This is a genomic window from Pseudomonas sp. LBUM1641 (genome assembly GCF_059716235.1).
Window position 1 is genome coordinate 6,100,282 of the sequence record NZ_CP166815.1, and the last position, 25,352, is coordinate 6,125,633.

A 25,352-nucleotide genomic window follows, 5' to 3' on the forward strand; every position below is an offset into this window, starting at 1 on the left:
TCGAGCAGCAAAAGGGAAACTTAAGCATGAAGGGATGAACGAGTTATGACACCGGCGTGACCGTCAGCTCGACCACTTCGGGACGCTTGATCAACGCATACACCACAGCGGTCAACAAACTCCCGGCCACGATCGCCAGCAGATACAGCAGCGCATGGTTGATCGCATTCGGGATCAGCATCACAAACAACCCGCCATGGGGCGCCATCAGTTTGCAGCCGAAATACATCGACAGCGCACCGGTCAGCGCGCCGCCAGCGATGCTCGCCGGAATCACTCGCAGCGGATCCTTGGCGGCAAACGGAATCGCGCCTTCAGAGATAAAGCACATGCCGAGGATCAGCGCGGCCTTGCCGGCTTCGCGCTCGGTCTGGGCGAACTTGCGCCGCGCCAGCAAGGTGGCGATGCCCATGCCAATCGGCGGCACCATGCCGGCGGCCATGGTCGCGGCCATGGGGGCACCGCTTTGCGCCGCCAGCAGGCCGACGGAAAACGCGTAGGCAGCTTTGTTAATCGGGCCACCGAGGTCGACGCACATCATGCCGCCCAGCAAGATGCCCAGCAGCACGGCGTTGGTGGTGCCCATGGTGCTGAGGAAATCCGTGAGCCCGGTGAGCATCTTCGCCACCGGCGGCCCTACCAGGTAAATCATCGCAAGACCCGTGAACAGGCTCGCCAGCAACGGGATGATCAGGATCGGCTTGAGGGCTTCCAGGCTCTGGGGCAAACGGATCGCACGGCTGATGAATTTGACGCCGTAGCCGGCGAGGAAACCGGCAAAAATCCCGCCGATAAATCCCGCGCCCAAGGTGCTGGCCAGCAGGCCGCCGATCATCCCCGGAGCCAGGCCTGGACGGTCGGCAATCGAGTAGGCGATATAACCCGCCAACAGCGGCACCATCAGCATGAAGGCCTGGTCGCCGACGGTTTTCAATGCGGCGGCCAGGGTGCCTTTTTCTTCAAAGGCATGAATACCGAACACAAACGACAGGGCGATCAACAGACCACCCGCCACTACCATCGGCAGCATGAACGACACGCCGGTGAGCAGGTGTTTGTAGACGCCGGTCTTCTCCGGTTTGGCGGCAGCACCGCTGGCGGCGGATTCCTGCTTGCCTTCGGCCAGCGCCTTGTTGAGGGTCGCCTCGGATTGCTTGAGCGCAATCCCGGTGCCACAGCGGTAGATTTTCTTGCCGGCAAATCGCTCGGTGGCGACTTCGATGTCGGCGGCCAACAGCACCACATCGGCGTCACGAATAGCCTCGGCGCTCAGCGGCGTGCGGGCGCCCACCGAACCTTGGGTTTCCACCTGCAGGTCATACCCGAGGCGCTTGGCGGTTTGCTGCAACGCTTCGGCAGCCATGAAGGTGTGGGCGACGCCGGTCGGGCACGCCGTGATCGCGACGATACGCGGCGCAGTTTTCGCCGGTGCCGCATCAGCCACCTGCACCTGGGCCTCTTCGACCCCGCGACGCAATACCGCGTCCACATCCTGCAGCGCCTGGGCCGGCGTGCTGCGGAATACGCGCTTGCCGACGAAACGCTGCATGTCCACCGGCGTGCTGCTGACCAGCAACACCCACTCGGCGGCTTCAATGGTGGCCGCCGACAATTGGCGTTCCGGGTGTTGCACGTCCACCACTTCGACGCTGGTGCTCCAGCCCTGGCGCTGCGCGGCAGCGTCGAGCAAGCGGGCGCACAGCACACTGGTGACCATGCCATTCGGGCAGGCAGTAACAATGGCTAACTTCATGACCAACCCTCTTATTGTTCTGTCAGCGGGCGCACGTGGACGCCGCTCTGCAAAGTCTCAAGCTGTGCCTCATCGGTGATGCCAAAACCGATTTGCGTAACCGCCATCGCGGCAATGGCGGTGGCGCAGCGCAGGGTTTGCTCCGGCGTATCGCCACTGAGCAAACCGTGAAGCATCCCGGCCAACAGCGAGTCGCCGGCGCCTACGGTACTGGCCACCGTTACCTTGGGTGGCGTGGCGTGCAGCGCCGTTTCCGGGCTGTACCAGCTCACGCCTGCGGCACCGTCGGAGACCACCACATGCTCAACACCTTGCCGATGCAGTTGGCTGACAGCATCCGTGGCATGACCGAGGGCATCGGCCAGTTCTTCGGTATTGGGTTTGACCAACCATGGGCCGGCCTTCAACCCGACGCGCAGCGCTTCGCCGCTGGTGTCCAGGGCGACTTTCAAACCGAGGTTTTTCAGTTGCTGCAGCAGGCCCTGAAACCACTGAGGGGTGATGCCGCGTGGCAGGCTGCCGGCGACCACTACCGCATCGAATTCAGGGCCGATCACCGCCAGTAGTTTCAGCAGTTGAGCTTGCGCCTGCTCACTCACCCACGGCCCCGGTGCATTGATGTCGGTGACCCGGCCATCCTGTTCGGCAATCTTGATATTGCTACGAGTTTCTCCTGGCACGCGAATGAACGCATCGCCAAACCCACGACTAGCGATCAGTGCGTCGAACGCCTGCGGGTTCGCTGCACCGAGAAAACCGCCCACGCTCACCTGATGACCAAGGTCCGCCAGCACCTGCGCGACGTTCACGCCCTTGCCGGCAGCGTGGGTGATCATCGCTTCGCTGCGGTTGACCTCGCCCGGTTCCAGGCGCGCCAGGCGCACCGTCAGGTCCAACGCCGGGTTCAGCGTTAGGCTTAAAATCCTTGCCATTTACACGGCCTCCACAAGCGCACGCACTTCGGCGGGAGAACCCACCGCCAGAGCTTTTTGGGCCAGGCCTTGGGCCTCGCTCAGACTGAATTCACGTACCCGTGCCTTGACCTCTGGAATGCTGCGCGCAGACACGCTCAGCTCATCCACTCCCAGGCCGACCAACACCGGAACCGCCAACGGGTCGGCCGCCAACTCGCCGCACACCCCCACCCATTTGCCATGGGCATGGGCGGCACGCACGGTGATGTCGATCAGTTGCAACACGGCCGGATGCAGGCCGTCAGCCTGGGCCGACAGCGTCGGGTGGCCACGGTCGATGGCCAGGGTGTACTGGGTCAGGTCGTTGGTGCCGACGCTGAAGAAGTCCACTTCCTTGGCCAGTACCGGCGCCAGCAACGCGGCCGACGGCACTTCGATCATGATCCCCAATTGCAGGTCGGCCACCGGGATTTCCAGGCGCAGGCGCTCGGTCATGTCCCGGGCCTGGCGCCACTCGTCCACGCTGCCGACCATGGGGAACATGATGCGCAGTGGACGGTTGTCCGCCGAGCGCAACAGCGCGCGCAATTGCGCTTCCATAATCTGCGGACGTTGCAGGGTCAGGCGGATGCCGCGCACGCCGAGGAAGGGGTTTTCTTCCTTGGCGATCGGCCAGTAAGGCAGCGGTTTGTCACCGCCCACATCAAGGGTGCGCACCACCAGTGGCCGACCGCCGAGGCCGTCGAGCACGCGGCGGTATTCGGCTTCCTGGGTGGCTTCATCCGGCGCCTGTTTGTGGGCCATGAAAATCAGTTCGGTGCGTAACAGACCGATGCCTTCGGCGCCCTGCTCCACTGCGCTGGCAACCCCGGCGCTTTCGCCGATATTGGCGAACACTTCGACGGCATGGCCATCGCGGGTCAGGGCCGGTTGATGGCGTTGCTCGGCAGCGGCTTGCAAGCGTTGTTCGCGGGTGTCGCGCTCGACGGTGGCGCGCTGCAAGGTGGCGGCGTCGGCGTCGACATGCAAGCGACCGCGCTGGCCATCCAGCAGCAACGGCGTGCCCGAGGCCAGCAGCAACACCGCCGGGCCTGCGCCCACCAGCGCGGGAATGCCCAGGGCGCGGGCGACGATGGCGCTGTGGGCAGTGGCGCCGCCACGGGCGGTGAGGATGCCGGCGACACGCACCGGGTCCAGGCGCGCGACGTCAGACGGGCCGACTTCGTCCATCACCAGAATGTAGGGTTCGTCGGGCTCCTGGGCGGTTTCGACACCGCACAGTTGCGCCAGCACGCGGCGGCCAATGTCACGCAAATCGGCGGCGCGCTCGGCGAGCAAGGCGTCCTGCAGCGACTCCTGCTGTTTGGCGGCGGCCTCGATCACGCTCATCCAGGCGGCTTCGGCGCTTTCGCCCTGCTTGAGGCGCGTCTCGACTTCGTCAGTCAGTTCCGGGTCGTCGAGCATCTCCTGGTGGGTGATGAAGATCTCGCGGATCGCCTTGGATTTACTGCGTTCGATCAGGCCCTGGATATCCCGGCGCACGTCTGTCAATGCCGCGTGCAGGCGCTGGCGCTCGATCACCGGCGACTCGCCGCGCAGCGGGTATTCGAAAGGTTGCAGCACCTGGATATGCGCCGGGCCAATTGCAATGCCGGGGGCGGCGGCGATGGCCTGGATCAGGCTGCCGGACGCCGGCGCGCTGAGCACCGGTTCGATGTCGACGACGACCTGCTGGGAGCTTACCGCTGGCAGCGGCTCGACTTCTTCGCCGAGGCCTTCTTCTACCGCCGCCAACAAGGCAGGCAAGGCGTCACCGGCAATGCCCGGTTCAGCGACAAATTCCAGCACCTGGCCACGGCGTGCGCCAAGGCTCAGCAACTTGCTCAGGCTTTTTACCGACACCGCGCTGACATCGCCGTCGACGATGCGCACACGGATTTCGCCGTCAAAACTTTTTGCCAATTGCGCGAGGATCTTCGCGGGGCGCGCATGCAGGCCGTGGGCGTTGGCCAGGGCGATGCGCACGCTTGGCCAGTCGACCGGCAGTTCACCGCCGAGTACTTCCAGCACGGCGCGGCTGCTGGTGGCGCGACCGAGTTCCTGGCCGCGGCCTTCGATCAGCAAGGCGCACAGGCGTTCGAGCAAGGTCTGGTGAGCCTCACCGAGGCTGGCCAGGCAGAACAGGCCGCTCAATGGCTGCCCCAGGTAACGCATCGGTTTGTCCGGGGTGACAAACGCCAGGCCCGGGCGCTTCACCGTCTGCTCGCTGTGCAACCACCACAGGCCATCGCCCAGGGGCAACGCATCGACTTGTTGCAGCACGGCGGCAAAGCCGTTGCTCACGCAATCGGCCTGGCGCAGCAGGCGTGCGCCACGCCACACCAGTTCTTCGAAATCGTCCGCCGACACGCCCAGACCAATCATCTGTGCGTCCAGCGCCAGCTCCTGCGGTGCGCCTTGCAGCAGTTTCAGCAAAGCTTCGGCGGAGCTGGCGCGGCGCAGGGCCTGGCCCAGGTCGGTCTCGCCAAGGGCGCGGGTCAGCAGTTGCAGCAGGCGCAGGTGTTCGTCGGATTTGGCGGCGATGCCGATCGCCAGGTAGACGATCTGGCCATCGCCCCAATCCACACCGTCGGGAAATTGCAGCAGGCGCACCCCGGTGGCGAACACCTGGTCGCGGGTTTCGGGAGTGCCGTGGGGAATGGCGATGCCTTGGCCGAGAAAGGTCGAGCCTTGGGCTTCACGCGCTTGCAAGCCACTGAGGTAACCCTCGGCGACCAGGCCATCGGCCACCAGTTTTTCAGCGAGCAGTTGCAAGGCAGCAGACTTATCCACAGCCGTCTGGCCCATGGATATCTGCTCGTGGGTGAGCTCAAGCATGCCGTTCTCCTAGTTAGTGCGGCGTGCGCACTAGGTATTATTTTGAATAAATCAGTGCAAAGGCGTTCGAAAAAATTGACTGAGTGGTCAGTTGGCAGGACCACGCTCGTCGCGATAATCGTAAAAATACGCTTGCTGAAACGTTTAATCTAGAATTTATGGCAGATTACGCGTTAATTTCCCATGATTGAAGAGCCACTCGGCTGTTGAGTTACGACAATGGTCGCCTGCAGTAATCGGTTACGATTGGACAAAGTGTCGGGGCAAGCTCTAAAAAACAAGGAAATCCCGGTTTGAAACTCAGTGATATCGCGCGCATTGCCGGTGTGTCTGTGACCACCGCCAGCTACGTCATCAATGGCAAGGCCGAACAGCAACGGATCAGCAGCGCAACCGTCGAACGGGTGCGCGCCGTGGTTGAAGAACATGGCTTTACGCCCAACCCCCAGGCCGCCGGGCTGCGCAGCCGGCATACCCGTACCCTGGGGTTTATCCTGCCGGACCTGGAAAACCCCAGTTACGCACGCATCGCCAAGCTGCTGGAGCAAGGCGCGCGGGCCCGTGGCTATCAACTGCTGATCGCCAGTTCCGATGACGACGCCAACAGTGAACGGCAATTGCTGCAATTGTTCCGCGCCCGCCGCTGCGATGCGTTGTTTGTCGCCAGCTGTCTGCCGGCCAATGACGACAGCTACCGCGAGCTGCAAGCCAAGGGTTTGCCGGTCATTGCCATTGACCGGGTGATGGAGTCTACGCAGTTCTGCTCGGTGGTCAGTGATGATCGCCAGGCCTGCCAGCAATTGACCAGCAGCTTGCTGCAACCGCTGCCCAAGCAGATCGTGTTGATCGGCGCGCGGCCAGAGCTGAGCATCAGCCAGGAGCGTGCCGCCGGCTTCAAGGAAGCGCTGAAAGACTTCAACGGTGAAGTGCTGATCGAACAAGGTGAGTCGTTCAGCCGCGATTGTGGCCGACAGCTGATGGAGCAATTGCTGCAAAGCCTGGGGCATTTGCCTGACGCGCTGGTGACGACGTCCTACGTCCTGCTGCAAGGGGTGTTTGATGCGCTGCATGACTTCCCGCTCAAATCCCGCCCGCTGCGCCTGGGGACATTTGGCGACACCCAACTGCTGGATTTCCTGCCGTTGCCGGTGAACGCCATGGCCCAGCAGCATCAATTGATCGCCGACACCGCGCTGCGCCTGGCGTTGGCGGCCATTGAAGAGCAGCACTACGCGCCGGGCGTGCACGCCATCGGCCGCACGTTCAAACAACGGATTCATTCGGAGTAAGCGGTGTGGAGCTGATCGACAGCCACACCCACCTGGACTTTCCGGACTTCGACGCTGATCGCGCTGAGGTCCTGAGCCGCAGTCGCCAGTTGGGCGTGCGCAGGATGGTGGTGCTGGGGGTCTATCAGCAGAATTGGCAACGGCTGTGGGAACTGGTGCAAACCGACGCGGATTTATTCGCCGCCTTCGGTCTGCACCCGGTGTATCTCGACGACCATCGCCCCGCCGACCTGACCGAACTGGGCGACTGGCTGACCCGCCTGAATGGCCACCGGCAACTGTGCGCGGTGGGCGAAATCGGCCTGGACTACTTCCTCGAACAGCTGGACCGCGAGCGCCAGCAAAGCCTGTTTGAAGCCCAACTGAAGCTGGCGGTGGATTTCCAGCTACCGGCGCTGCTGCATGTGCGCCGCAGCCACGCCGCCGTGATCGCCACCCTCAAGCGCATTCGCCTGCCACGGGGCGGCATCATTCACGCGTTTGCCGGCAGCCAGGAAGAGGCCCGTGAATACATCAAGCTCGGTTTCAAACTCGGCCTGGGCGGCGCGGCGACGTGGCCGCAAGCCCTGCGCATGCACAAAGTGATCGCCCGGCTGCCGCTGGAAGCGGTGGTGCTGGAGACCGATTCGCCGGACATGGCGCCCGTCATGTACGCGGGCCAGCGCAACAGCCCCGAACATCTGCCGGACATCTGTGGCGCCCTGGCGGAGCGCATGGGCATCAGCCCTTCAGCGTTGGCTGAGGCGAGCAGCCGCAATGCCTGCGAGCTGTTCAACTGGTAGGGGTTTTACCTCACGCAATGTCAGCGTCATCCGCTGCCGGTGACGGGCATAACGCAAAGTCATGAAGTAGATCAGCACGGCCATCAGCGAGACATTGAGCTGTCCGATCACACTGATCAGCCCTATCCACTCCGCCACCAGCGCCACCAGCAATGCCGCGCTGGTGAGTACGATCATGCTCGGACGCAACAGCCCGAGGTTGTCCAGGGACTTGAACTGCTTCAGCTGCTTGGGGCAACTCGGTTGCACGCCTTTATGGCAATACGAGCAATCAAAAGGCACGTCCATGGCAATGGCATTGAGTTGCCAAGGCTTGAGTTCAAAGGACATATCGCAATGGGTGCAATGCCCTCTAACGCCGACGACTGCGTTGGTCATGACCGAACCTCCGCGAAAATAGGTGAAACAATTCTCACCCATTTTGGCAGTGGAAAAAGATCAACGTCAAAAATGAGACAGGCGCCACGTGCCTCGCGGATTATTCCTACAGCGAAGCCTCACACCCGAAAGGCGCCGATCAACTGCTTCAGCTCGATCACTTGCAAGGACAACTGCCGGCTGGCTGCTTCGGTCTGGTGCGCGCCCTGTGCCGCATGCTCACCCGCACGGTTGATCTCGACGATGTTCTGATCGATGTCGTGTGCCACGGCAGTCTGCTGCTCGACGGCGGCGGCAATCTGCTGGTTCTGGTCGACGATCATTCCCACGGCGCCGAGGATATTTTCCAGAGCCTGTTGGACCTTTTCCGACTGCCCTACCGTGCCATTGGCCAGCTCGTGGCTGCTGCCCATGGCCTTCACTGCTGCGCCGACGCCGCTGTGGAGCTTGGCAATCATCTGCTCGATTTCCTCGGTGGACTGCTGGGTACGCCGGGCCAGGGTGCGCACCTCATCGGCCACCACCGCGAAACCGCGCCCTTGTTCACCGGCGCGCGCGGCTTCGATGGCAGCATTCAGCGCCAGTAGATTGGTCTGCTCGGCGATGCTCTTGATCACTTCCAGCACGCGGCTGATGGATTGGCTGTCGATGGCTAACTGGTTGATCACCCGCACCGATTGATCGATCTCCGAGGCCAACGCCGCGATGCTGCCTTGCTGTGACTGCACCAGGCCGCGACCACTGACGGTTTCCTCGTTGACGCTGTGGGCGCTGCTGACCGCCGCTGCCGCACTGCGGGCGACTTCCTGGGCAGTGGATGACATCTGGTTCATGGCGGTCGCCACTTGCTCGATCTGGCTGCGCTGGCCGGAGACGGCCTGGTTGCTGCTGGCCGAGACCGACTCCACTTGGCCGGCCTGGTGCTCGACCTGGTTGACGGTGTGCCCTACCCGCTCGATCAGGTCATGGATTTTTGCCACGGTGGCGTTGAACACCTGGCCCAAATCCCCCAGTTCGTCGCGGCTTTGGGCGATGAAGGTGACGGTCATGTCACCCGCCGCCACCTTGTCCATCATCGCCCCGAGGTGGCGCAGAGTGGTGCGGGTCGAGGCATAGAACCCGGCGTACAGATAGAAGATCAGCAAAAACACCGAGGCCAGGGCCGCTACCAATCCGATCATGTGCGTGCGGTTTTCTGACAGGCGTTGCTCCAGTTGCTGCTCGAGAAAGGTCAGGGTGGCTTCGTCGAGTTGATAGGTCTTGGCCATCAACGTGCTGACTTCGTCGTAGAAGCCTTGCCATGGGGCGTCGAGGGTTTCGGCCATGACAACCTGCTCTTCGAACAACTCACTGCCTTGCTTGAGGCTGGCCTTGCTCGCGTCGGCCAGGCTCGCCAACGCGGCGTGGGCCGGTTTGCTGGAGCCGAGGGCGTCTTGCAGTTTCAGGCCGTATTCGGCCTGGAGTTTTTCCAGTTGCTGCAACAATTCATCAAAACGGGTGCTGGAGGACGAGTTGAGAAAGCCCTGGCCCAACGAATAAGCGCCCATTGCCCGGCCTTCGCCCAGGGTTTGGGTGACTTGCGGGGTGACGCTGGTGATCAGTTCGCTAAGCTGGCGCAGGTCGCCTTGTGGATCGCGGCTCAAGCCCGACTGGCTGGCGATGATCTGGCTGAGCATCTGCGCCTTGTTAAGCAGCTTGCCGATCAGCGCGCTTTTGCTCAGCAGCGAGGTTTCCTGTTGCTGGGCCTTGAAGGCGGCGATCATTTCATCGCGCTTGGCTTCGAACGCGGCGGCCTGCTCGGGGTCGGCGGACAGAGCATGGAAGCTTTGCAAGCGCTGCAGCAGGCTCTCTTCCAGGGCGACGATCTTGCTTTCAATATCGCCGGCCTTGCCTGACTGGCCGAGGGTTGCGTTGATCTGCACCTGGTTGTTCAGGGTTTCCAGGTCACGCCGCAGGGCCAGGCTGCTGCCCAGCAGGTCAAGGCTTTGCAGCTCGATGCGGGTGCCCTGGAACTCACGCCAGGAGTCGCGCACCAGGTAATAGTTGGTGGCCAGCATGGGCAACAGGAACAGCACGCTGATAAGGCTGAACTTCATGCCGAAGGTCAGGCGGTTCATGAACGCGACGGCGGGATAGAGCAAGCTCTTCACAGGTGAACTCCCTTTTCTTTTATTTTTATTGAGGGCGCAGGGCGTCGGCAGATAGCCACTATTTGGCGCTCTGTCTGTATAGCTCAATTCGAAAAGGAGGTTTGTAACTTAAGGTTAACGAGTAGGAGCGAGCTGGCTCGCGAAGAACCTCAACGATAACGTGCGCTATCTGGATGCACGCGGTGTCCTTGCGTTTTTCGCGAGCAAGCTCGCTCCTACAGAGGGGTGTGGATCAGGGCAGCACGGTCCAGATGGCGAAGCCGGCATACCACAGCACGGCGGCGCGCAGCAGCAGTTCCCAGATACGGTCGAGGCTGTTGATACCTTCGGCGCCCACCACCGGCGGCGGTATTTCAGCGGCCACCAGGCCCACTTTTTCTACCAGTTGCGCCGCGCTGATGTCCCAGCTCAGCAGCTCATGCAACATCACCCGGCCAACCGCCACGAAGTTGCCTACCAAGGCAAAACTTGCCGCCAGCAGGCGCACGGGCAACCAGTCGAATGCATGGCGCAATTGCCCCGCACGCTCGGCCACCAGCGGGTTCTTGCTGTTCTCGGTCGCCAGCGCCAGCAGCCGGTAGGCCAAGGCGGCCACTGGCCCGAGGAGGAAGTACCAGAAAATCACCGCAAAGAAGCTTTGGTAAGCCTGCCACAACAGATGGCCCTGGACCCGCTCCAGCAGTTGCTCACCACTGTCGGCGCTGATGCTCAAGTCACGCTCGGCCACATGCTCCGCTGCTTGCAGGTCACCCCGGCGCCAGGCGTCACGAAACGGTCCCAACCCGGCCAATAGATCACCACGGCCCAGGCTGTAGATCACCACCAGCAAATGCACTGGCAGCGCCAACAGGCCATAAGCCACTGGTTCCAGCACCAGCAGCAACAGCGCGAGCAAAGCCACCGGCAGCAGCACCAGCAGCGCGAGGATCAGCCACGGCCGTTTGCCCAGGCTGGCACTCGATTCCAGCTTGGCCAGCTCCCGCAGCCAACCCCCATCACGTTGTATACGCTGGCGCAGGGCCGAGAATTTCTCGATCCATACCGCCAACACCAACACCAGAAAACTCATTGTGCGTGTCCTCCATCCTGCAAGGCGCTGCGAAAGCGCGCCCAATCAAAAGCGGGTCCGGGATCGGTCTTGCGTCCCGGGGCGATATCGCTATGGCCACAAATGCGCTGGCGGGTAATGCCCGGGTACGCCGCCAACAACTGGCGCGTCAGGGCAATCAGGGATTGATACTGGGCATCGGTGAAAGGCAGGTCATCGGTACCTTCCAGCTCGATCCCCAGGGAAAAGTCGTTACAGGTCTCACGGCCCTCGAAGCTCGATACCCCGGCATGCCAGGCCCGGTCCTGGCACGAAACAAATTGCGTCACCGTGCCATCTCGCTCAATCAGAAAATGCGCAGAAACCCGTAGGTCGGCAATACCTTCAAAGTAGGGATGTTCCGTGACATCCAGACGATTCTGGAAAAATTCATGCACCTTGCCGGTGGCGAATTGCGCCGGTGGCAGGCTGATGTTGTGCACCACCAACAGGGAAATCTCGCCACCAGGGCGCTCGTTGAAGTTGGGTGAAGGGCAATGACGAATGCCCTGGCACCAACCGCTGGCGGGGTCCAACTGCATACAGGTTCCTTGAACGAGGCTCGAGTGACTCAGTATGCCGCGTTCCGCTATCCGGTTGCGATCACTTGGCGCGATGAAGTTGGCGCAGGTTGCCAATCACCGAGGCCAGTGCGCGGTCGAACAGCAACGCATCATCCAGGGTTCGCACCGCGCCGCGCTTGAACTCCAATGCCAGCTCAACCGGGCTTTTTTCCAATACCTTGAGGCCGGTGCGGTTGACAAAAATACAGGTATTGGCCGGCGCAATAATCGCCGTCAGCTTGCAGCGCAGGGTATTTTCAGGGTCTTCCTGGAATTCGACCCAGCAACCAACTCGCAGTTGGCGAACCTTGAGCAGGTCGGGATCATCGTCAGGCAGGCTCACCGAAACGGCCAGTGCGGCGGGACTGAGGACGAATGCCTCGCGCACCTCAACCTGCGACAACGAAGACTTTCCGTCGGCATTGCCCCGGAAAGACAGGACATGCAACGTCTGCAATTGCGTGAAAAATTCCCGCGTGATGAAAGGATCAAACGCGGCGCCGCTCAACCCGTCCCGCAGGGCCTTGAGCAATTCAGGCAACTGCTCCAGCAAGTGCCGCCCCGCTTCGGTGTCTTCGCTCAGGCCGACACTCCAGATCAACTCATCCATAGTGCGCAACCCGGCCGCCCATTGTGGGGAGTGTTCGCCGTGCTTCAGGCAGGCCAACAACAGTACCTGGCTCCAGGCCTGCTGCAGGAACTGCACCACGAACTCGGGCAAGACTTTGCCCAACAGCCGCAGATTGAGGGCCTCGGCCACCCGCTGGCGGGCGATTTCGGTACGGGCACGCCCTTCTTCCGCGTCACGGGTGCGTTGCTCCAGTAACTCGCTGCGGCGCCGCTCGTCATGGGTAAACGCGGTGAACTCTGCCAGCAACTGGGAAAAAATCGCCGGGTCATCGACAAAATCGTTCAGCAAGCGCTGCACTACCTGCTCGATGTGCACGTACAAGCTGTCGCGCTGATAATCGTCGCGCCGGCTCCAGCCCATGGCTGCCGCAGCGATTTCATTGAGCAGGCGTCGCGCCGGGTGGTTGGCGTGACTGAAAAAACTCTTGTCGAGCACCGCCACTTTCAACATCGGAATCTGCAGGCGGGCGATCAGGGCCTTGAGGGACTCGGGCACCGTGCCATCATCGAGAATGAACTCGAAGAGCATGGCGATCAGGTTGATCACGTCCTCGTCGGCGTCCTCAACCACCCGCGACTTGCCGCTCTTTACGCTGACCCGGGTCAGCAATTGTTCAAGCTGGTTGCGCAGGTCGAAGTCATCCTCGACTTCCGGCGCGGGCACGTATTGCTGCAAATGCGAGAGCAGGCGTAGCAAGTCACGGGTGGAGATTGGCTGGGTCTCGGCGCTGGCTTCAAGGGTGGGGGCCACACTGCCGCGCACCGCAGTCAGCAATTCCTGCAACGCCGCGAAGACTTCCTGCCCGCTATCGTCTGCGGGATGGCCGGTAGTCGGTGGGGTGTCCTCAGGCAAATCGGCAGTGGCGACCGCACGCCGCGATGGCACCGCCTTGAGTTCAGGCAATACGCCGGTGGCGATCAGCAACTGGTTGGCTTCGCCGTACAACAAGTCGGCGTCACTGAGGACGTATTTTTCAAACAGTTTGAGGATGATCAGCTTGACCCGAATCTCCACGCCAAGGCTGCGTCCCGCTTGCAGAAAGAACGCGCAGAGCATTGCCGGGCCCAGTGGGTTATCGCGATCATCCAGGCGTTTGTCGAGCAAGGCGTTCAGGCGTGCCGTCAACTGCGCAAGGGCCAGGCCATCACGGCGCAGCACCTTGCCCAGCATGGCCTCGAGGGCGACGGCTTTTTCCAGTTCGTCGCTGGAGGCGCCGGGCACCGCCGCGTAGGACACCACCGGGATCAGTTGCAGCTCACCGCGCTCCACATTGCCAAGATTGGCAAACGCCTCGTAGAGCTGCTCCATGAAGCCGCGCTCGAAATTCTTGCGCTTGAGGCGCAAGTCGCGCATGGCTTCAAAGAAAATACCGTGGTCGACGTTACTGCGGGACTTGTCGGCCATTTCGAACAGGGTGTCGTCGGCGTTATCGAACAGCTCCTGCAGCCCCTGTTTGAGCTGCTGCGCCGCCTTGTCACGGACCTGGAGCAACACCACCGGCAGGCGGGCGAGCGGCGATGGCGTCGCCCGTGCCTTATTGATCGGCACCACCTTCCCGTCTTTGTGCATCCTGGCCTCCTGAAACGGCGGTATTCGATTTTGTGAAAGATCGGACGGCGACGGGGCAAAGTACCCCGGAGCACTGCGAAAATCGGGCTATCACTGTAACGTCAAAGCTATGACGCCAATTGCAAGGCGCGAGATTATCTTGCAAATGGAGGTTGTTGCGCCAGCAAACTCTGTGATCACTGTGTAAATGAGCACCTCAAGCCGCGCCAGTGGCGCCTGTCGTCTTGGGTTCGGGCCCGCCCTGCCCCTATAATCCAGGCACTTTGTTTGTGGAGCCTGTTATGCCCAATCTTCGTCTAGCCGACCTGACCGCTGAAATCGAAGCCAACGTGCGTCGCGCACTGCTGGAAGACATCGGCAGCGGCGATATCACCGCGCAGCTGATCCCGGCCGAACGCCTGGCCAAGGCCACGATCATCACCCGGGATGCCGCCGTTATCAGCGGCACGGCTTGGGTGGAGGCGGTGTTTCGCCAATTGGACCCGCGTGTCGCGGTGCATTGGCAGGTGCGTGACGGCGAACGTGTCAGCCCGAACCAGGTGCTGTTTCACCTCGAAGGGCCGGCCCGCTCGCTGCTCAGTGGTGAGCGTTGCGCGCTGAATTTCCTTCAACTGCTGTCAGGCGTTGCCACCCGCGCCCAATACCTGGCGGACTTTGTCGCGTCCACCCAGGTCAAACTGCTGGATACCCGCAAAACCCTGCCCGGCCTGCGCCTGGCGCAGAAGTACGCGGTGACCTGTGGCGGTTGCCACAACCACCGCATCGGCCTGTATGACGCGTTTCTGATCAAGGAAAACCATATCGCGGCCTGTGGTGGCATTGCCCAGGCCATCAGCGCCGCCCACAAGATCGCCCCGGGCAAGCCGGTGGAAATCGAAGTGGAAAGCCTGGAAGAACTGCGCGAAGCACTGGCGGCGGGCGCCGACATCATCATGCTGGATGAGCTGAGCCTGGATGACATGCGCGAAGCGGTGCGCCTGAACGGCGGCAAAGCCAAGCTGGAAGCCAGTGGCGGGATTAACGAAAGCACCTTGCTGCCCATTGCTGAAACCGGCGTGGACTACATCTCCATCGGGGCGATGACCAAGGATGTGAAGGCGGTGGATTTGTCGATGCGGCTTAGTCTCTGAAACGCCCCTAAATGTAAGCGCAAGCTTTTGTGGCGAGGGAGCTTGCTCCCGCTGGGTTGCGAAGCGACCCCAAAAAACTTGGGAGCGCTGCGCACTCCAGCGGGAGCAAGCTCCCTCGCCACAGTAAGCTCGTGTCAGATCGCGAGATTATTCATCCCACAATACTCGTTCCAGTCCACACCCAGCACCTCGGCAGCCTCCTTATGCAAAGCCAGGCGTGCCGCCTCGAACTCTTCCGGGGTGGTGGTGTACTTCAGGGTCAGTTCCCACGGCTGCAGGCCCTGGGCCTCGGCCTCATCTTCAAATGACCATTGGATCTGGTCCCTTTGATCATCGGCGCTCAGGTCCTTGATCTCATCCAGCAGTTCCGGCGACTCCGCTACGTACTTTTTGAGGGCTGCTTCGTGCCGCGCTTCCTGGGTCATTTCTTGTATGGTCATGTCGTTCTCTTAGATCGAGGAATGGGGATGCATCTGGGTCATCAAGGTTGCGCAGATACAAAAGAACAGGCATGAATACCGGTTCGTCTGGCCTTCAGAACCATTCTGGGATCATCTGAAAACTGTGTTGCCTTTTTTGCCCGAGACAGGAATCGAACCTGCGACCTTCGCGTTACGAGTGCGCTGCTCTACCGGCTGAGCTACACGGGCGTTGGGCTAAAGCTAGCACTGCCTTGGACGTCCGGCAACTCACTGCTTTTCGACGGCAATCACACCTTGTACCCAAAAGCGTGGCTGCAAGTGGCTGTTGCCCTGGCCCATGTAGTGTTCGCTACGCGCCGTGAGGCCAGGCACATCACGAATCGCGATGAACACCAACAAGCCGACGGCCACGGCACTCGCCATCATCCACATTTTGTAAAGCAATGGCGCCGGGGCGACCGGTGGAGTTCGCCACACATGCAATGCCATCAGCCACCCGGCCACCAACGCCAGCCAGAGTTGCGAAACAGGCATCACGATCACGCCATCCACCATGGCTTGAGTCAGCGCACCGACCAGCGAAGCAAACAGGCACAGGCGTAGCAGCTCCACGGGCGCCAACGACAACCCACGATCGCGTAACACACCGATGGTTGCCCACCCTGCCCACGCAACCAACACGATCACACCTAGCGTTGACGGCACGCCCCACTCGCTGGCCCATTGCAGAATCGCCTGATGAGGGTGAGCAGCAATGTCGTTGGCGATGTCGGCGAATTGCATCGGCCCGAAACCCAGCCAAGGACGCTCAAGAATCATGTGCCAGGCCTGCCACCAGATAGGTCCACGCCCGGACAAACTGGTGGTCAGGCGGTCTGCAGCAGCATTGGAAATTTCAATCCCCAGGTACTTTGCCAGCACGCTGAACACCAGCCAGTACAGCAACAACCCGCAGGCCAATGCCGCCAACTGCCAGGCCACCCAGCGGCGACCATGCTGCCCCAAAAACACCAGTACGAAGCCCGCAATACCCATACCGAGCCACGTGCCGCGGGTACCACCACTGATCGCGATCAGCCACCAGACACAGAGCAGTGCAAACACCGCGCCCCGCGCTGGACGAGCGACGCTTGAAAGCAGCAAGGGAAGTGCCAGCAGTGGCAGGGTGAAGGTCTGGAACTGACCGTAGAAGCGCTTGTTGGAAAATCCGGACAACAGCAAATCGGGGTTTACGACCGTTTCACCGCTGGTAAAGGCGAGGATGCCAGCGTGCAGATATTGAGCACTTTTAAACAGGCACAACAACAATACGAACAGAATCAGTACGCGATCCAGTGACTCGTCCCCATCGCGCCTGACCTGGCTGAAAGCAACCGCAATGGCGCCACAACTGATGAGCAGCGCCAGCTCGGTCAACGCCCAGAGTGGCTGATGGGCCAACAGGGCCGAAACCAGCCCCGCTGCCCCAATCAGCGACACCCCGAGCGCTGTCGGCCTATCAACGCATCGCCCGGCCTGCGGCAAGCACAGCCCATACAACACCGCACATATCGCCACCGATATCTGCACCACACGCTGCCAGTCATGACTACTGAACGGCGCGCAGATAGCCAGCGTCAGCAGACACATGACCACGATGAGGAATATGTTTCCCCGCTGCTGAACAGACAACGTCATCGGCACCCTCTACTTCCCTGTGGCAGGTACGGAGCGGTTTACGCACACGCTCTCGATTGTTGCGTAAACAGTAGCCGACCTTCGGATCAGGCGCCGCCGGAAGTACAACCCTTGGCAGCGTATTGGTCTTCTGCCGTGGTGGTGCACTTCCAGCCAGTCGTGGCATTACGGGTCAAGGTGATGATTTTGCCCAGGACCGGCGCGGGTGCGTCGAGGATTTCACAGGCAATCGTGCCCGCGCCGGTGGCGATGTCGCCGGTCACATCAATCCTGCAGTTGGCCGTTGGACTGGTCCCGCCGATCAACGCCAGGGTTGGCGCCGTACCCTGGTTCAACGTGTCTTCAAAGCCGGCCTTCAACGCGGATACTTCGGCCAGCCCAGCGGTGAACTTGGCCTTGGCCTGGTGCTTGGTGTACATGGGCAGGCCGATGGTGGCCAAAATGCCGATGATTGCCACGACGATCAACAATTCGATCAAGGTAAAACCTTTCTGACGCATCACATTCACTCTCCAGAATAAAACCTATCGCGAGGCGCGTCCTGCACCCCGTCTCGGCAACCGCGCCAGTGTACTCACCCCTGCGCAGCCAATGCTGAACAAGACGCACAAACTGACATTTTTTCGCTCAAGACTCCCCGGCCCGAGCCCGTCACCTGACTAAGCTATAAAGCTTCCACTGTCTGTGTGCGGAACTGCGAAATGAATGATGTTTCAGCGATCTATGCCTGGGAAGGCGTCAACCGCAAAGGGCGCAAGGTCTCGGGAGAAACCAGCGGCCACAACCCTGCATTGGTCAAGGCACTGTTGCGTCAGCAAGGCATCAACCCTGGCCGCGTACGCAAAAAATCCGCGGGCTGGCCGAGTCTCGCTCCGTCGGTCAAACCCGCGGAGATTGCCCTCTTCACCCGCCAGTTGGCGACGCTGTTAAAGGCCGGCATCGCGCTTCTGCAAGCACTGGATATCATCGCCGAAGGCTTCGACAACCGGCATATGCGCAGCCTCGTACAAGGCTTGAAACAGGAGATCGCCGCCGGCAGCAGCCTGTCTGTCGCCTTGCAGAAACAGCCACACTACTTCGATGAACTGTACTGCAACCTGATTGCGGCGGGGGAGCAGGCGGGCGCGCTCGAAGCGCTGCTGGAACGAGTCGCCACCCACCTGGAAAAAAGCGAGCAGTTGAAAGCCAGAATCAAGAAGGCGATGACCTATCCCGTGACGGTGCTGGCAGTCGCCACCCTTGTCAGTGCGATCCTGCTGATTCACGTTGTGCCACAGTTCCAGGGCCTGTTTGCCGGCGTCGATGCGCAGTTGCCGGGTTTTACCTTGGCGGTCATCAGTCTGTCGGAGTTCATGCAACACCACTGGTGGGTACTGATTTTGGTCGCGGGCACCGGTTTCGCAGGACTGCGCAAGGCCTATCGCTCGTCCACAGGCTTTCGCCACTGGCTCGATGCCAGTTTGTTGAAAGCACCGGTGGCAGGCACACTGCTGAAAAAATCAGCGGTAGCGCGCTACGCCCGCACGCTCTCGACCACCTTTGCGGCTGGCGTCCCCCTAGTGCAAGCATTGGATTCCGTGGCCGGTGCTACGGGTAATGGACTGTTCAAACAGGCAATCAATCGTATGCAGCACGACGTATCAACCGGAACCCAATTGAATGAATCCATGGCCGTGAGCGGCCTGTTTCCAGGCATGGCGATCCAGATGACCGCTATCGGCGAGGAGTCGGGCACCCTCGACACCATGCTGGAAAAAGTCGCCAACCACTACGAGGCCGACGTCGATAACCTGGTGGACAACCTCACCAGCCTGATGGAACCGCTGATCATGGTGGTACTCGGGGGCATCGTCGGGGCATTGGTGCTCGCCATGTACCTGCCGATCTTTCAACTCGGTACCACCTTTTGAGCACGCCACTGACTGAGATCCTTGTTTATCAGCCATGGGTATTTGTATCAGGCGCGTTGCTGCTGGGCTTGATTGTCGGCAGCTTTATCAACGTGCTGGTATGGCGCCTGCCGAAGATGCTGGAGCGTGAATGGCGAGCCCAGGCCCATGAGGTCCTTGGCCTTCCCGCCGAGCCCATCGCGGCGCCCTATAACTTGATGCGCCCCAATTCCTGTTGCCCACACTGCAACCACCCGATTCGCCCCTGGGAGAATATTCCGATGCTCAGTTACCTCCTGCTCAGAGGGCGCTGCTCAAGTTGCCATTCACCTATCGGCGCGCGTTACCCCTTCACCGAGTTGGCGTGCGGGCTGATCTCGGCGGTTGTCGCCTGGCATTTCGGTTTCGGCTGGGCAGCCGGCGCGGTGATGGTGTTGAGTTGGGGCTTGCTGGCGATGAGCCTGATCGACGTAGACCATCAACTGCTGCCAGATGCGCTGGTGCTGCCGTTGCTGTGGCTGGGCCTGATCCTCAATAGCTTTGGCGTTTTTGTGTCATTGCCCGATGCGCTGTGGGGCACCGTGGCCGGCTACATGAGCCTGTGGTCGGTGTTCTGGCTGTTCAAGCTGATCACCGGCAAGGACGGGATGGGTTACGGTGATTTCAAGCTACTGGCAATGCTCGGCGCCTGGGGCGGCTGGCAGATCCTGCCGATGACGCTGCTGCTGTCGTCCCTGATGGGGGTGATGGGCGGCCTGATTCTATTGCGCCTGCACAAAGCCCAAGTGTCGGTTCCAATGCCTTTTGGTCCGTATCTGGCAATTGCCGGCTGGATTGCATTGCTCTGGGGTGGTCAAATAACCGACTTCTATTTGCAGTCTGTCGGTTTCAGATGACCACTCCTGTTGCAACACCCTGGATTCTCGGCCTCACTGGCGGCATCGGCAGTGGCAAAAGCGCGGCAGCCGAACACTTCGTACGGCTAGGCGTGGACCTGATTGACGCCGACCATGCCGCGCGCTGGGTAGTCGAACCCGGGCGCCCGGCCCTGGCGCAGATTGCCGGGCATTTCGGTCCAAGCGTGCTGCAGCCTGACGGGCAGTTGGACCGTGGAGCATTGCGCAAGCTGATCTTCGAAGTGCCCGAGGAACGCCTCTGGCTGGAAGCGTTGCTGCACCCGCTGATCGCCGAGGAGATTCGCAGCCATCTGGCACGCGCCAAATCGCCTTACGCAATTCTGGTGTCGCCGTTACTGATCGAGTCCGGCCAGTACACCATGACCCAACGGGTGCTGGTGATCGACGTGCCGCAATCGTTGCAGATTGAGCGTACCCTGCAGCGCGATGGCATCAGCGAAGCGCAGGTGCAGGCGATTCTCAAGGCCCAGGCCACCCGTGAAGACCGCCTGCGCCATGCCGATGACGTGCTGGTCAATGACCAGGACCTGGCCCGGCTGCATGCCGAGGTCGAGCGACTGCACCACTTTTACCTTACTTTGCGTGGAGGCCGATCATGAGCCAACCCTTGACCGTCGAATGCCCAACCTGCGGCGCACCCGTGGAATGGAAAGCGGAAAACCCCAACCGTCCGTTCTGCTCGGACCGTTGCAAACTGATCGACCTGGGCGCCTGGGCGTCGGAAGAACACAAGATCCCGGTCAGCCCGGACGCCGAGGACGAACTGTTCTCAGAAGACTTTCAGCCCAAACACTAAGGCCGCATAAAGCCATAGTCCTGCTGGTCGTCGAGATTCTCTGCGAGGTATTGCAGCTCGTCGGCCAGGTCTTCAAAACTGCGCACGCCCTTGCTCTGCTGCACCACCGCACTGAGCATGGCGCGCAGGGTCAAGCCCGGGTCAAAGCCGATTTCCTGCGCCGCGTCCTGGCTTCTGCGTAACTCCTGCCGTGCCCATTCGTACACACTCATGATTCCGTGCTCCTGGAAATTTTGCAGAGCATGAGACCACTCGCGTGTGCGGGATTTGACCTGGATCAAGGCCCTGTATCGTCATCCTTCCAGGGCGCCGAGAGGTAGCGGGTGCGGTTGAACGTCTCCAGCCACTCCGGGCAAAACACCACCAGGGCGCTGATCACCATGCCGTTGATAAAGGCCTCGGGGAAAATGATCAGCCACAGGTACCCGACGAAATCCTCGATCCACTCCGGCATCGCGAAACGACCGTCGAACCACAACAAGCCCAGGCCCACCAGCAGGCACATCAAGGCCGACAGCGCTGCTGCGAAAAAGCCCGAACAGAAGATATACACAAAGGGATTACGTGGCTTCGCCCGCTCCACCAGCAGCGCACAGCCTTCAGTGACCAGTACCGGCAACAGGACCAGCAGCATGCCGTTGATGCCCACGGCCGCCAGGTCCTGGCGACCGAGCAATACGAGGCCGATCTGTGCGGCAAACCCGCCGACGATCGCCAGGGGCCAATCAAGTAGCAAGGTCACGGCGGTCATGCCGATGAAGTGGTAAGACACCCCTGTATCGAAATCCCGACGTACCAACCACAACATGAACAGCGCGAACACCGTGCCAAACAGCACATGCTGGCGCCGCCGGTCGGCAAACAGCTCGACCCACGGCGAACGCAGGAGCGCCCACATCACCACCGGCGCATACAGCAACCAGCCGATGCTGAGGGTTTCCGGCGCCAGCACCGCGGCACTGATCACGGCTGCACCTGCTCCAGGGCCTGGCGCAGTTCAGCGGCGGAGTCGTACTCGTGCTGCGCCACCAACTTCCCGTGATCCAGTTGCAGCCACAGGACTTTATCCACAGGTGCCGGATAGCGCGGGGTTACACGGGCATCACGGTCGAGCATGACGCGATAGTTGTAGGCCTGCATGGCCGGCACCGCGAACATCTTCGCAATCAGCCGGGGCATGCGCTGGATATCGGCGAGAAACACCGCATGCCGTGCCTCCAGATAACCCTTGGGCTGGCCTTGCAGCGCTGCGTCGACGATTTTGGCGGCGTCCATGCTGCGGGCGACCAGCAAGGTCTGCGCCTGGTCATCCAGGGTGTAGGCCTGGTCGAACTGGTCAAGCAAGGTCCAGGGTGCAACACGCTGACCCACTTCGACGGCTTGGGCCCACACGGGCAAAAGACTCAAGAACAGCACTACAAAAAACTTCACTGCATACTCCTCATGCCACGGGAAACTGTCGAGTGGCCAGTCTACACCGACCTTTTGACGCGGGACTTCCTGCGGTCATCATTTGGACGCTAAGCTGGTGACATGGATGACTCAGATTATTTGCGCCTGCTCACCGTAGCGGCCGAACAAGCCAACGCGTTCCTGTCCAATGCCCGCAAATGGGAGCGTGAGCGTTGGGTCTGCCAGCGCCTGCTACAAGGCTTGAACGTGCCCTACCGCGCCGAAGAATTCCACGCCGCCGGGCAGGAGCCGCCGGATGTGTTGTTTCGCGACGCCAGTTTCGAGGTGTTTTTCGTGCTCGACGAAGGACGGCGCCTGAACGATGAGTGGCGCGACGAACTGTTGCGGCGGCGCAGCGCATTCTCCCTGAGCCAGTTGGTTCGGCGAGAAGCCAAGCCTCGGCGCATTCCCGCCCACGAATTCCTGCTGCGCCTGGCGCCGACCCTACGCAAGAAGGCCCACAACTATAAAGAACGCGGGATGGACCTGGGGGAGCTCGACCTCATTGCATTCGCCAGCCTCAAGCGCGAAGTACTCGACCTCAACAGTCATTTCCCGCCGCCCACCGAGTACCTGCGCCAGGGCTGGCGCTCGCTGTCCCTAGTGGGCCCGACGTTTGCCCGCGTATTGTTCGCACATCCGGACGCGCCGGACTTCTTGCGCAACAATCTGGGCCGCAGCATAGTGTTTGATGTGGGCATCAGCCTGTAATCGGGTCAACGACTATGCTTCTGTCAATGCCGCCAATCACCCGACTGTAACGTGGCGCCCTTTAGCAACGTCTACCTGACGAGGCCTTTATGACCAGCCGCCTGAACCCCGACGACCAACAGCATGTCGAAGAGTACCTGCAACTGTCCCAGAACCAAGTCGAGCGCAAGCCTTTCCGGCCATGGCTGCTCCTTGCCGTGGTGGTGGTTGCCGTGATCGGCCTGGGTTTGCTGAGCCGCCTTCTGAGTTACCTGACGCTATGAGCTGCCTTGCGCTCGCTCGGGTAACCGCACCGATTTCTTTTAGCCTTGCGAGATATCCCCATGACCCATCGTATTATTATCGTCGGCGGCGGCGCCGGCGGCCTGGAGTTGGCTACCCGCCTGGGTAAGACTCTGGGCAAGCGCGGCACTGCCAGCATTACGCTGGTGGACGCCAACCTCACCCACATCTGGAAACCCTTGCTCCACGAAGTGGCAGCCGGCTCGTTGAACTCTTCGGAAGACGAACTCAATTATGTTGCCCAGGCAAAATGGAACCACTTCGAGTTCCAGCTGGGGCGCATGAGCGGGCTTGATCGCGAGCAGAAAAAAATCCAGCTGGCCGCCACCCTCGACGAAGAAGGCCGTGAACTGGTGCCCGCGCGCGTGCTGGACTACGACAGCCTGGTGATCGCCGTCGGCAGCACCACCAATGACTTCGGCACCGAGGGCGCAGCGCAACACTGCCTGTTCCTCGACACCCGCAAACAGGCCGAGCGCTTCCATCAGCAATTGCTCAACCACTATCTGCGCGCCCACGCCGGACAGACGGACGTGGTAGAGCAGATCAGCGTCGCCATCGTCGGCGCCGGCGCCACCGGGGTCGAACTGGCCGCCGAACTGCATAACGCCGCACATGAACTGGCCGCCTATGGCCTGGACAAGATCAAGCCGGAAAACATGCACATCACCCTAATCGAAGCCGGCCCACGGGTGCTGCCTGCCCTGCCGGAGCGGATTGGCGGGCCTGTGCACAAAACCCTGGAAAAACTCGGGGTGACCGTCCTGACCAACTCCGCCGTGAGTGAAGTGACGGCCGACGCCTTGATCACCAGCAGCGGCCAGGTAATCCCGGCCAGTCTCAAGGTCTGGGCTGCCGGGATTCGTGCACCAGGCTTCCTCAAGGACATCGACGGCCTGGAAACCAACCGTATCAACCAACTGCAAGTGCTGCCGACCCTGCAAACCACCCGTGACGAGAATATTTTCGCCTTTGGTGACTGCGCGGCTTGCCCGCAACCCGGCACCGACCGCAATGTGCCGCCACGGGCCCAAGCGGCTCACCAGCAGGCGTCGTTGCTGGCCAAGTCGCTGAAGCTGCGGATCGAGGGCAAGGACCTGCCGTCGTATAAATACACCGACTACGGCTCGCTGATCTCACTGTCGCGTTTTTCGGCTGTGGGTAACTTGATGGGTAACCTGACGGGCAGCGTGATGCTGGAAGGCTGGCTGGCGCGGATGTTTTATGTGTCGCTGTACCGCATGCACCAGATGGCGCTGTATGGCTTCTTCCGCACGGCGATGCTGATGCTGGGGAGCAAGATTGGGCGAGGGACTGAGCCGCGTCTAAAGCTGCATTGATAGGACTCGGTTAGTGTGGGAGCGGGCTTGCTCGCGAAAGCGGTGTGTCAGTCAGTACATCTGGCACTGAACCACCGCTTTCGCGAGCAAGCCCGCTCCCACATTTGTTTTGTGGTGCGCCCAGGATTCCGCGCACAAAAAAAAATCCCCGTATCTTTCGATACGAGGATTTTTAATATGGTCGGGGTAAGGGGATTCGAACTCCTGACATCCTGCTCCCAAAGCAGGCGCGCTACCGGACTGCGCTATACCCCGGTAAAAAAAAGGCGACCTCTCAGTCGCCTTCTTCGATCAGCGCTTTTGGCCTCTGATCTTAAGATTCGATTCCAGCGTTAACTGGTCTCAAAAATGGTGGGTCGTGTGGGATTCGAACCTACGACCAATTGGTTAAAAGCCAACTGCTCTACCAACTGAGCTAACGACCCAAATATGGTCGGGGTAAGGGGATTCGAACTCCTGACATCCTGCTCCCAAAGCAGGCGCGCTACCGGACTGCGCTATACCCCGGTTTTGAAATTGGCTCCGTGACCAGGACTCGAACCTGGGACCCAATGATTAACAGTCATTTGCTCTACCGACTGAGCTATCACGGAACTACATATTTCAAAGTGTTACGTTGTTGCTTGTTACCTTCTCTTCGATGCTTCCGTATCGCTACGTTAGTGTCTCTGAGGCGCGCTATTCTACAATCTTAAAAACCCCTGTCAACCCTTTAAATTGCTTTTAAGACAATGATTTGCGCT

24 protein-coding genes, 5 tRNA genes and 1 pseudogene are annotated in these 25,352 nt (G+C 60.8%); 10 read left to right on the plus strand and 20 right to left on the minus strand.

Features of this window, described 5'->3' with window-relative positions:
- Positions 1-43: 43 nt before the first annotated feature.
- From ACA046_RS28060 to ptsP, 3 genes are read right to left on the minus strand one after another with little or no spacing between them, the layout of a single operon-like run.
- Positions 44-1,753, minus strand: coding sequence for a PTS fructose-like transporter subunit IIB (locus tag ACA046_RS28060; protein ID WP_459023854.1), 1,710 nt, complete (start codon positions 1,751-1,753; stop codon positions 44-46).
- An 11-nt stretch (positions 1,754-1,764) separates the two neighbouring features.
- Positions 1,765-2,685 (minus strand): 1-phosphofructokinase, encoded by a 921-nt coding sequence (gene pfkB / locus ACA046_RS28065; RefSeq protein ID WP_497675367.1) that lies wholly within the window; start codon positions 2,683-2,685, stop codon positions 1,765-1,767.
- The gene (ptsP, locus tag ACA046_RS28070) at positions 2,686-5,544 is read right to left on the minus strand and encodes a phosphoenolpyruvate--protein phosphotransferase (protein ID WP_497675368.1); all 2,859 of its coding nucleotides are present in this window, start codon (positions 5,542-5,544) and stop codon (positions 2,686-2,688) included.
- Positions 5,545-5,837: 293 nt separating this feature from the next.
- On the opposite strand from ptsP, the gene cra reads away from it, so the two are divergent.
- Positions 5,838-6,833, plus strand: a complete 996-nt coding sequence (cra, locus tag ACA046_RS28075; protein ID WP_497675369.1) for a catabolite repressor/activator — start codon at positions 5,838-5,840, stop codon at positions 6,831-6,833.
- A gap of 5 nt (positions 6,834-6,838) precedes the next feature.
- Entirely contained in the window at positions 6,839-7,615 is a 777-nt protein-coding gene (locus tag ACA046_RS28080; protein ID WP_497675370.1) for a TatD family hydrolase, read from the plus strand.
- On the opposite strand, the gene ACA046_RS28085 is transcribed toward ACA046_RS28080, so the two are convergent.
- From ACA046_RS28085 to ACA046_RS28110, 6 genes and pseudogenes are all read right to left on the minus strand, one after another.
- Positions 7,562-7,993, minus strand: a complete 432-nt coding sequence (locus ACA046_RS28085) for a hypothetical protein (protein ID WP_256670902.1) — start codon at positions 7,991-7,993, stop codon at positions 7,562-7,564. The two genes, ACA046_RS28080 and ACA046_RS28085, sit on opposite strands and share 54 nt — an antisense overlap.
- A gap of 119 nt (positions 7,994-8,112) precedes the next feature.
- Positions 8,113-9,042, minus strand: a complete 930-nt coding sequence (locus tag ACA046_RS28090; protein ID WP_459029436.1) for a methyl-accepting chemotaxis protein — start codon at positions 9,040-9,042, stop codon at positions 8,113-8,115.
- Positions 9,019-10,110: pseudogene (locus ACA046_RS28095) on the minus strand (methyl-accepting chemotaxis protein); the annotation flags it as partial. The pseudogene ACA046_RS28095 and the gene ACA046_RS28090, both read right to left, overlap by 24 nt.
- A gap of 265 nt (positions 10,111-10,375) precedes the next feature.
- Positions 10,376-11,212 (minus strand): regulatory signaling modulator protein AmpE, encoded by an 837-nt coding sequence (ampE, locus tag ACA046_RS28100; protein WP_497675371.1) that lies wholly within the window; start codon positions 11,210-11,212, stop codon positions 10,376-10,378.
- The gene (gene ampD / locus ACA046_RS28105) at positions 11,209-11,772 is read right to left on the minus strand and encodes a 1,6-anhydro-N-acetylmuramyl-L-alanine amidase AmpD (protein ID WP_459023866.1); all 564 of its coding nucleotides are present in this window, start codon (positions 11,770-11,772) and stop codon (positions 11,209-11,211) included. The genes ampE and ampD overlap by 4 nt, the downstream gene beginning before the upstream one ends.
- Before the next feature lie 61 nt (positions 11,773-11,833).
- Positions 11,834-13,993: a DUF1631 domain-containing protein gene (locus ACA046_RS28110; protein ID WP_497675372.1), complete on the minus strand. Its 2,160-nt coding sequence runs from the start codon at positions 13,991-13,993 to the stop codon at positions 11,834-11,836.
- 281 nt (positions 13,994-14,274) lie between these two features.
- Here ACA046_RS28110 and nadC point away from each other — a divergent pair, with 281 nt between their 5' ends.
- Entirely contained in the window at positions 14,275-15,123 is an 849-nt protein-coding gene (gene nadC, locus ACA046_RS28115; RefSeq protein ID WP_010175009.1) for a carboxylating nicotinate-nucleotide diphosphorylase, read from the plus strand.
- 134 nt (positions 15,124-15,257) lie between these two features.
- Here nadC and ACA046_RS28120 read toward each other — a convergent pair whose 3' ends face one another.
- The 4 genes from ACA046_RS28120 to ACA046_RS28135 form a co-directional block, all read right to left on the minus strand.
- The gene (locus ACA046_RS28120) at positions 15,258-15,563 is read right to left on the minus strand and encodes a DUF6388 family protein (protein ID WP_076016485.1); all 306 of its coding nucleotides are present in this window, start codon (positions 15,561-15,563) and stop codon (positions 15,258-15,260) included.
- A gap of 137 nt (positions 15,564-15,700) precedes the next feature.
- Positions 15,701-15,773, minus strand: a tRNA-Thr gene (locus ACA046_RS28125).
- 39 nt (positions 15,774-15,812) lie between these two features.
- Positions 15,813-17,222 (minus strand): O-antigen ligase family protein, encoded by a 1,410-nt coding sequence (locus ACA046_RS28130; RefSeq protein ID WP_497675373.1) that lies wholly within the window; start codon positions 17,220-17,222, stop codon positions 15,813-15,815.
- Between the two features lie 86 nt (positions 17,223-17,308).
- Positions 17,309-17,722 carry a pilin gene (locus tag ACA046_RS28135; protein WP_076016483.1) on the minus strand — a complete coding sequence of 138 codons (414 nt, stop codon included), beginning with the start codon at positions 17,720-17,722 and terminating at the stop codon, positions 17,309-17,311.
- 201 nt (positions 17,723-17,923) lie between these two features.
- On the opposite strand from ACA046_RS28135, the gene ACA046_RS28140 reads away from it, so the two are divergent.
- The 4 genes from ACA046_RS28140 to yacG are packed head-to-tail and all read left to right on the plus strand — an operon-like array spanning position 17,924 to position 20,824.
- Complete coding sequence (locus ACA046_RS28140) at positions 17,924-19,132, plus strand: type II secretion system F family protein (RefSeq protein WP_459023872.1); 1,209 nt, start codon at positions 17,924-17,926, stop codon at positions 19,130-19,132.
- Positions 19,129-20,007, plus strand: a complete 879-nt coding sequence (locus ACA046_RS28145; protein ID WP_497675374.1) for a prepilin peptidase — start codon at positions 19,129-19,131, stop codon at positions 20,005-20,007. Before ACA046_RS28140 ends, ACA046_RS28145 begins: the two co-directional genes overlap by 4 nt.
- The gene (gene coaE / locus ACA046_RS28150; protein ID WP_459023876.1) at positions 20,004-20,627 is read left to right on the plus strand and encodes a dephospho-CoA kinase; all 624 of its coding nucleotides are present in this window, start codon (positions 20,004-20,006) and stop codon (positions 20,625-20,627) included. The genes ACA046_RS28145 and coaE overlap by 4 nt, the downstream gene beginning before the upstream one ends.
- Positions 20,624-20,824, plus strand: coding sequence for a DNA gyrase inhibitor YacG (gene yacG, locus ACA046_RS28155; RefSeq protein WP_063027056.1), 201 nt, complete (start codon positions 20,624-20,626; stop codon positions 20,822-20,824). Before coaE ends, yacG begins: the two co-directional genes overlap by 4 nt.
- On the opposite strand, the gene ACA046_RS28160 is transcribed toward yacG, so the two are convergent.
- From ACA046_RS28160 to ACA046_RS28170, 3 genes are all read right to left on the minus strand, one after another.
- Positions 20,821-21,036 carry a hypothetical protein gene (locus ACA046_RS28160; protein WP_003215917.1) on the minus strand — a complete coding sequence of 72 codons (216 nt, stop codon included), beginning with the start codon at positions 21,034-21,036 and terminating at the stop codon, positions 20,821-20,823. The two genes, yacG and ACA046_RS28160, sit on opposite strands and share 4 nt — an antisense overlap.
- A 65-nt stretch (positions 21,037-21,101) precedes the next feature.
- A complete protein-coding gene (locus ACA046_RS28165; protein ID WP_497675375.1) occupies positions 21,102-21,791 on the minus strand; it encodes an energy-coupling factor ABC transporter permease in 690 nt (229 codons plus the stop codon).
- Positions 21,788-22,255, minus strand: coding sequence for an FAD/FMN-containing dehydrogenase (locus ACA046_RS28170; RefSeq protein ID WP_459023881.1), 468 nt, complete (start codon positions 22,253-22,255; stop codon positions 21,788-21,790). Before ACA046_RS28170 ends, ACA046_RS28165 begins: the two co-directional genes overlap by 4 nt.
- 102 nt (positions 22,256-22,357) lie before the next feature.
- Between ACA046_RS28170 and ACA046_RS28175 the strand changes: the two genes are divergently transcribed.
- The 3 genes from ACA046_RS28175 (at position 22,358) to ACA046_RS28185 (ending at position 24,609) form a co-directional block, all read left to right on the plus strand.
- Positions 22,358-22,987 (plus strand): DUF1780 domain-containing protein, encoded by a 630-nt coding sequence (locus tag ACA046_RS28175; RefSeq protein ID WP_008437312.1) that lies wholly within the window; start codon positions 22,358-22,360, stop codon positions 22,985-22,987.
- Positions 22,988-23,076: 89 nt separating this feature from the next.
- Positions 23,077-23,250, plus strand: a complete 174-nt coding sequence (locus ACA046_RS28180) for a DUF3094 family protein (RefSeq protein ID WP_076016477.1) — start codon at positions 23,077-23,079, stop codon at positions 23,248-23,250.
- A gap of 60 nt (positions 23,251-23,310) precedes the next feature.
- A complete protein-coding gene (locus tag ACA046_RS28185; RefSeq protein ID WP_167665251.1) occupies positions 23,311-24,609 on the plus strand; it encodes an NAD(P)/FAD-dependent oxidoreductase in 1,299 nt (432 codons plus the stop codon).
- Between the two features lie 178 nt (positions 24,610-24,787).
- Here ACA046_RS28185 and ACA046_RS28190 read toward each other — a convergent pair.
- The 4 genes from ACA046_RS28190 to ACA046_RS28205 form a co-directional block, all read right to left on the minus strand.
- Positions 24,788-24,864 (minus strand) — tRNA-Pro (locus tag ACA046_RS28190).
- Between the two features lie 94 nt (positions 24,865-24,958).
- Positions 24,959-25,034, minus strand: a tRNA-Lys gene (locus ACA046_RS28195).
- A gap of 5 nt (positions 25,035-25,039) precedes the next feature.
- Positions 25,040-25,116, minus strand: a tRNA-Pro gene (locus ACA046_RS28200).
- 10 nt (positions 25,117-25,126) lie between these two features.
- Positions 25,127-25,202: transfer RNA gene (locus ACA046_RS28205), tRNA-Asn, on the minus strand.
- Positions 25,203-25,352: the final 150 nt, after the last annotated feature.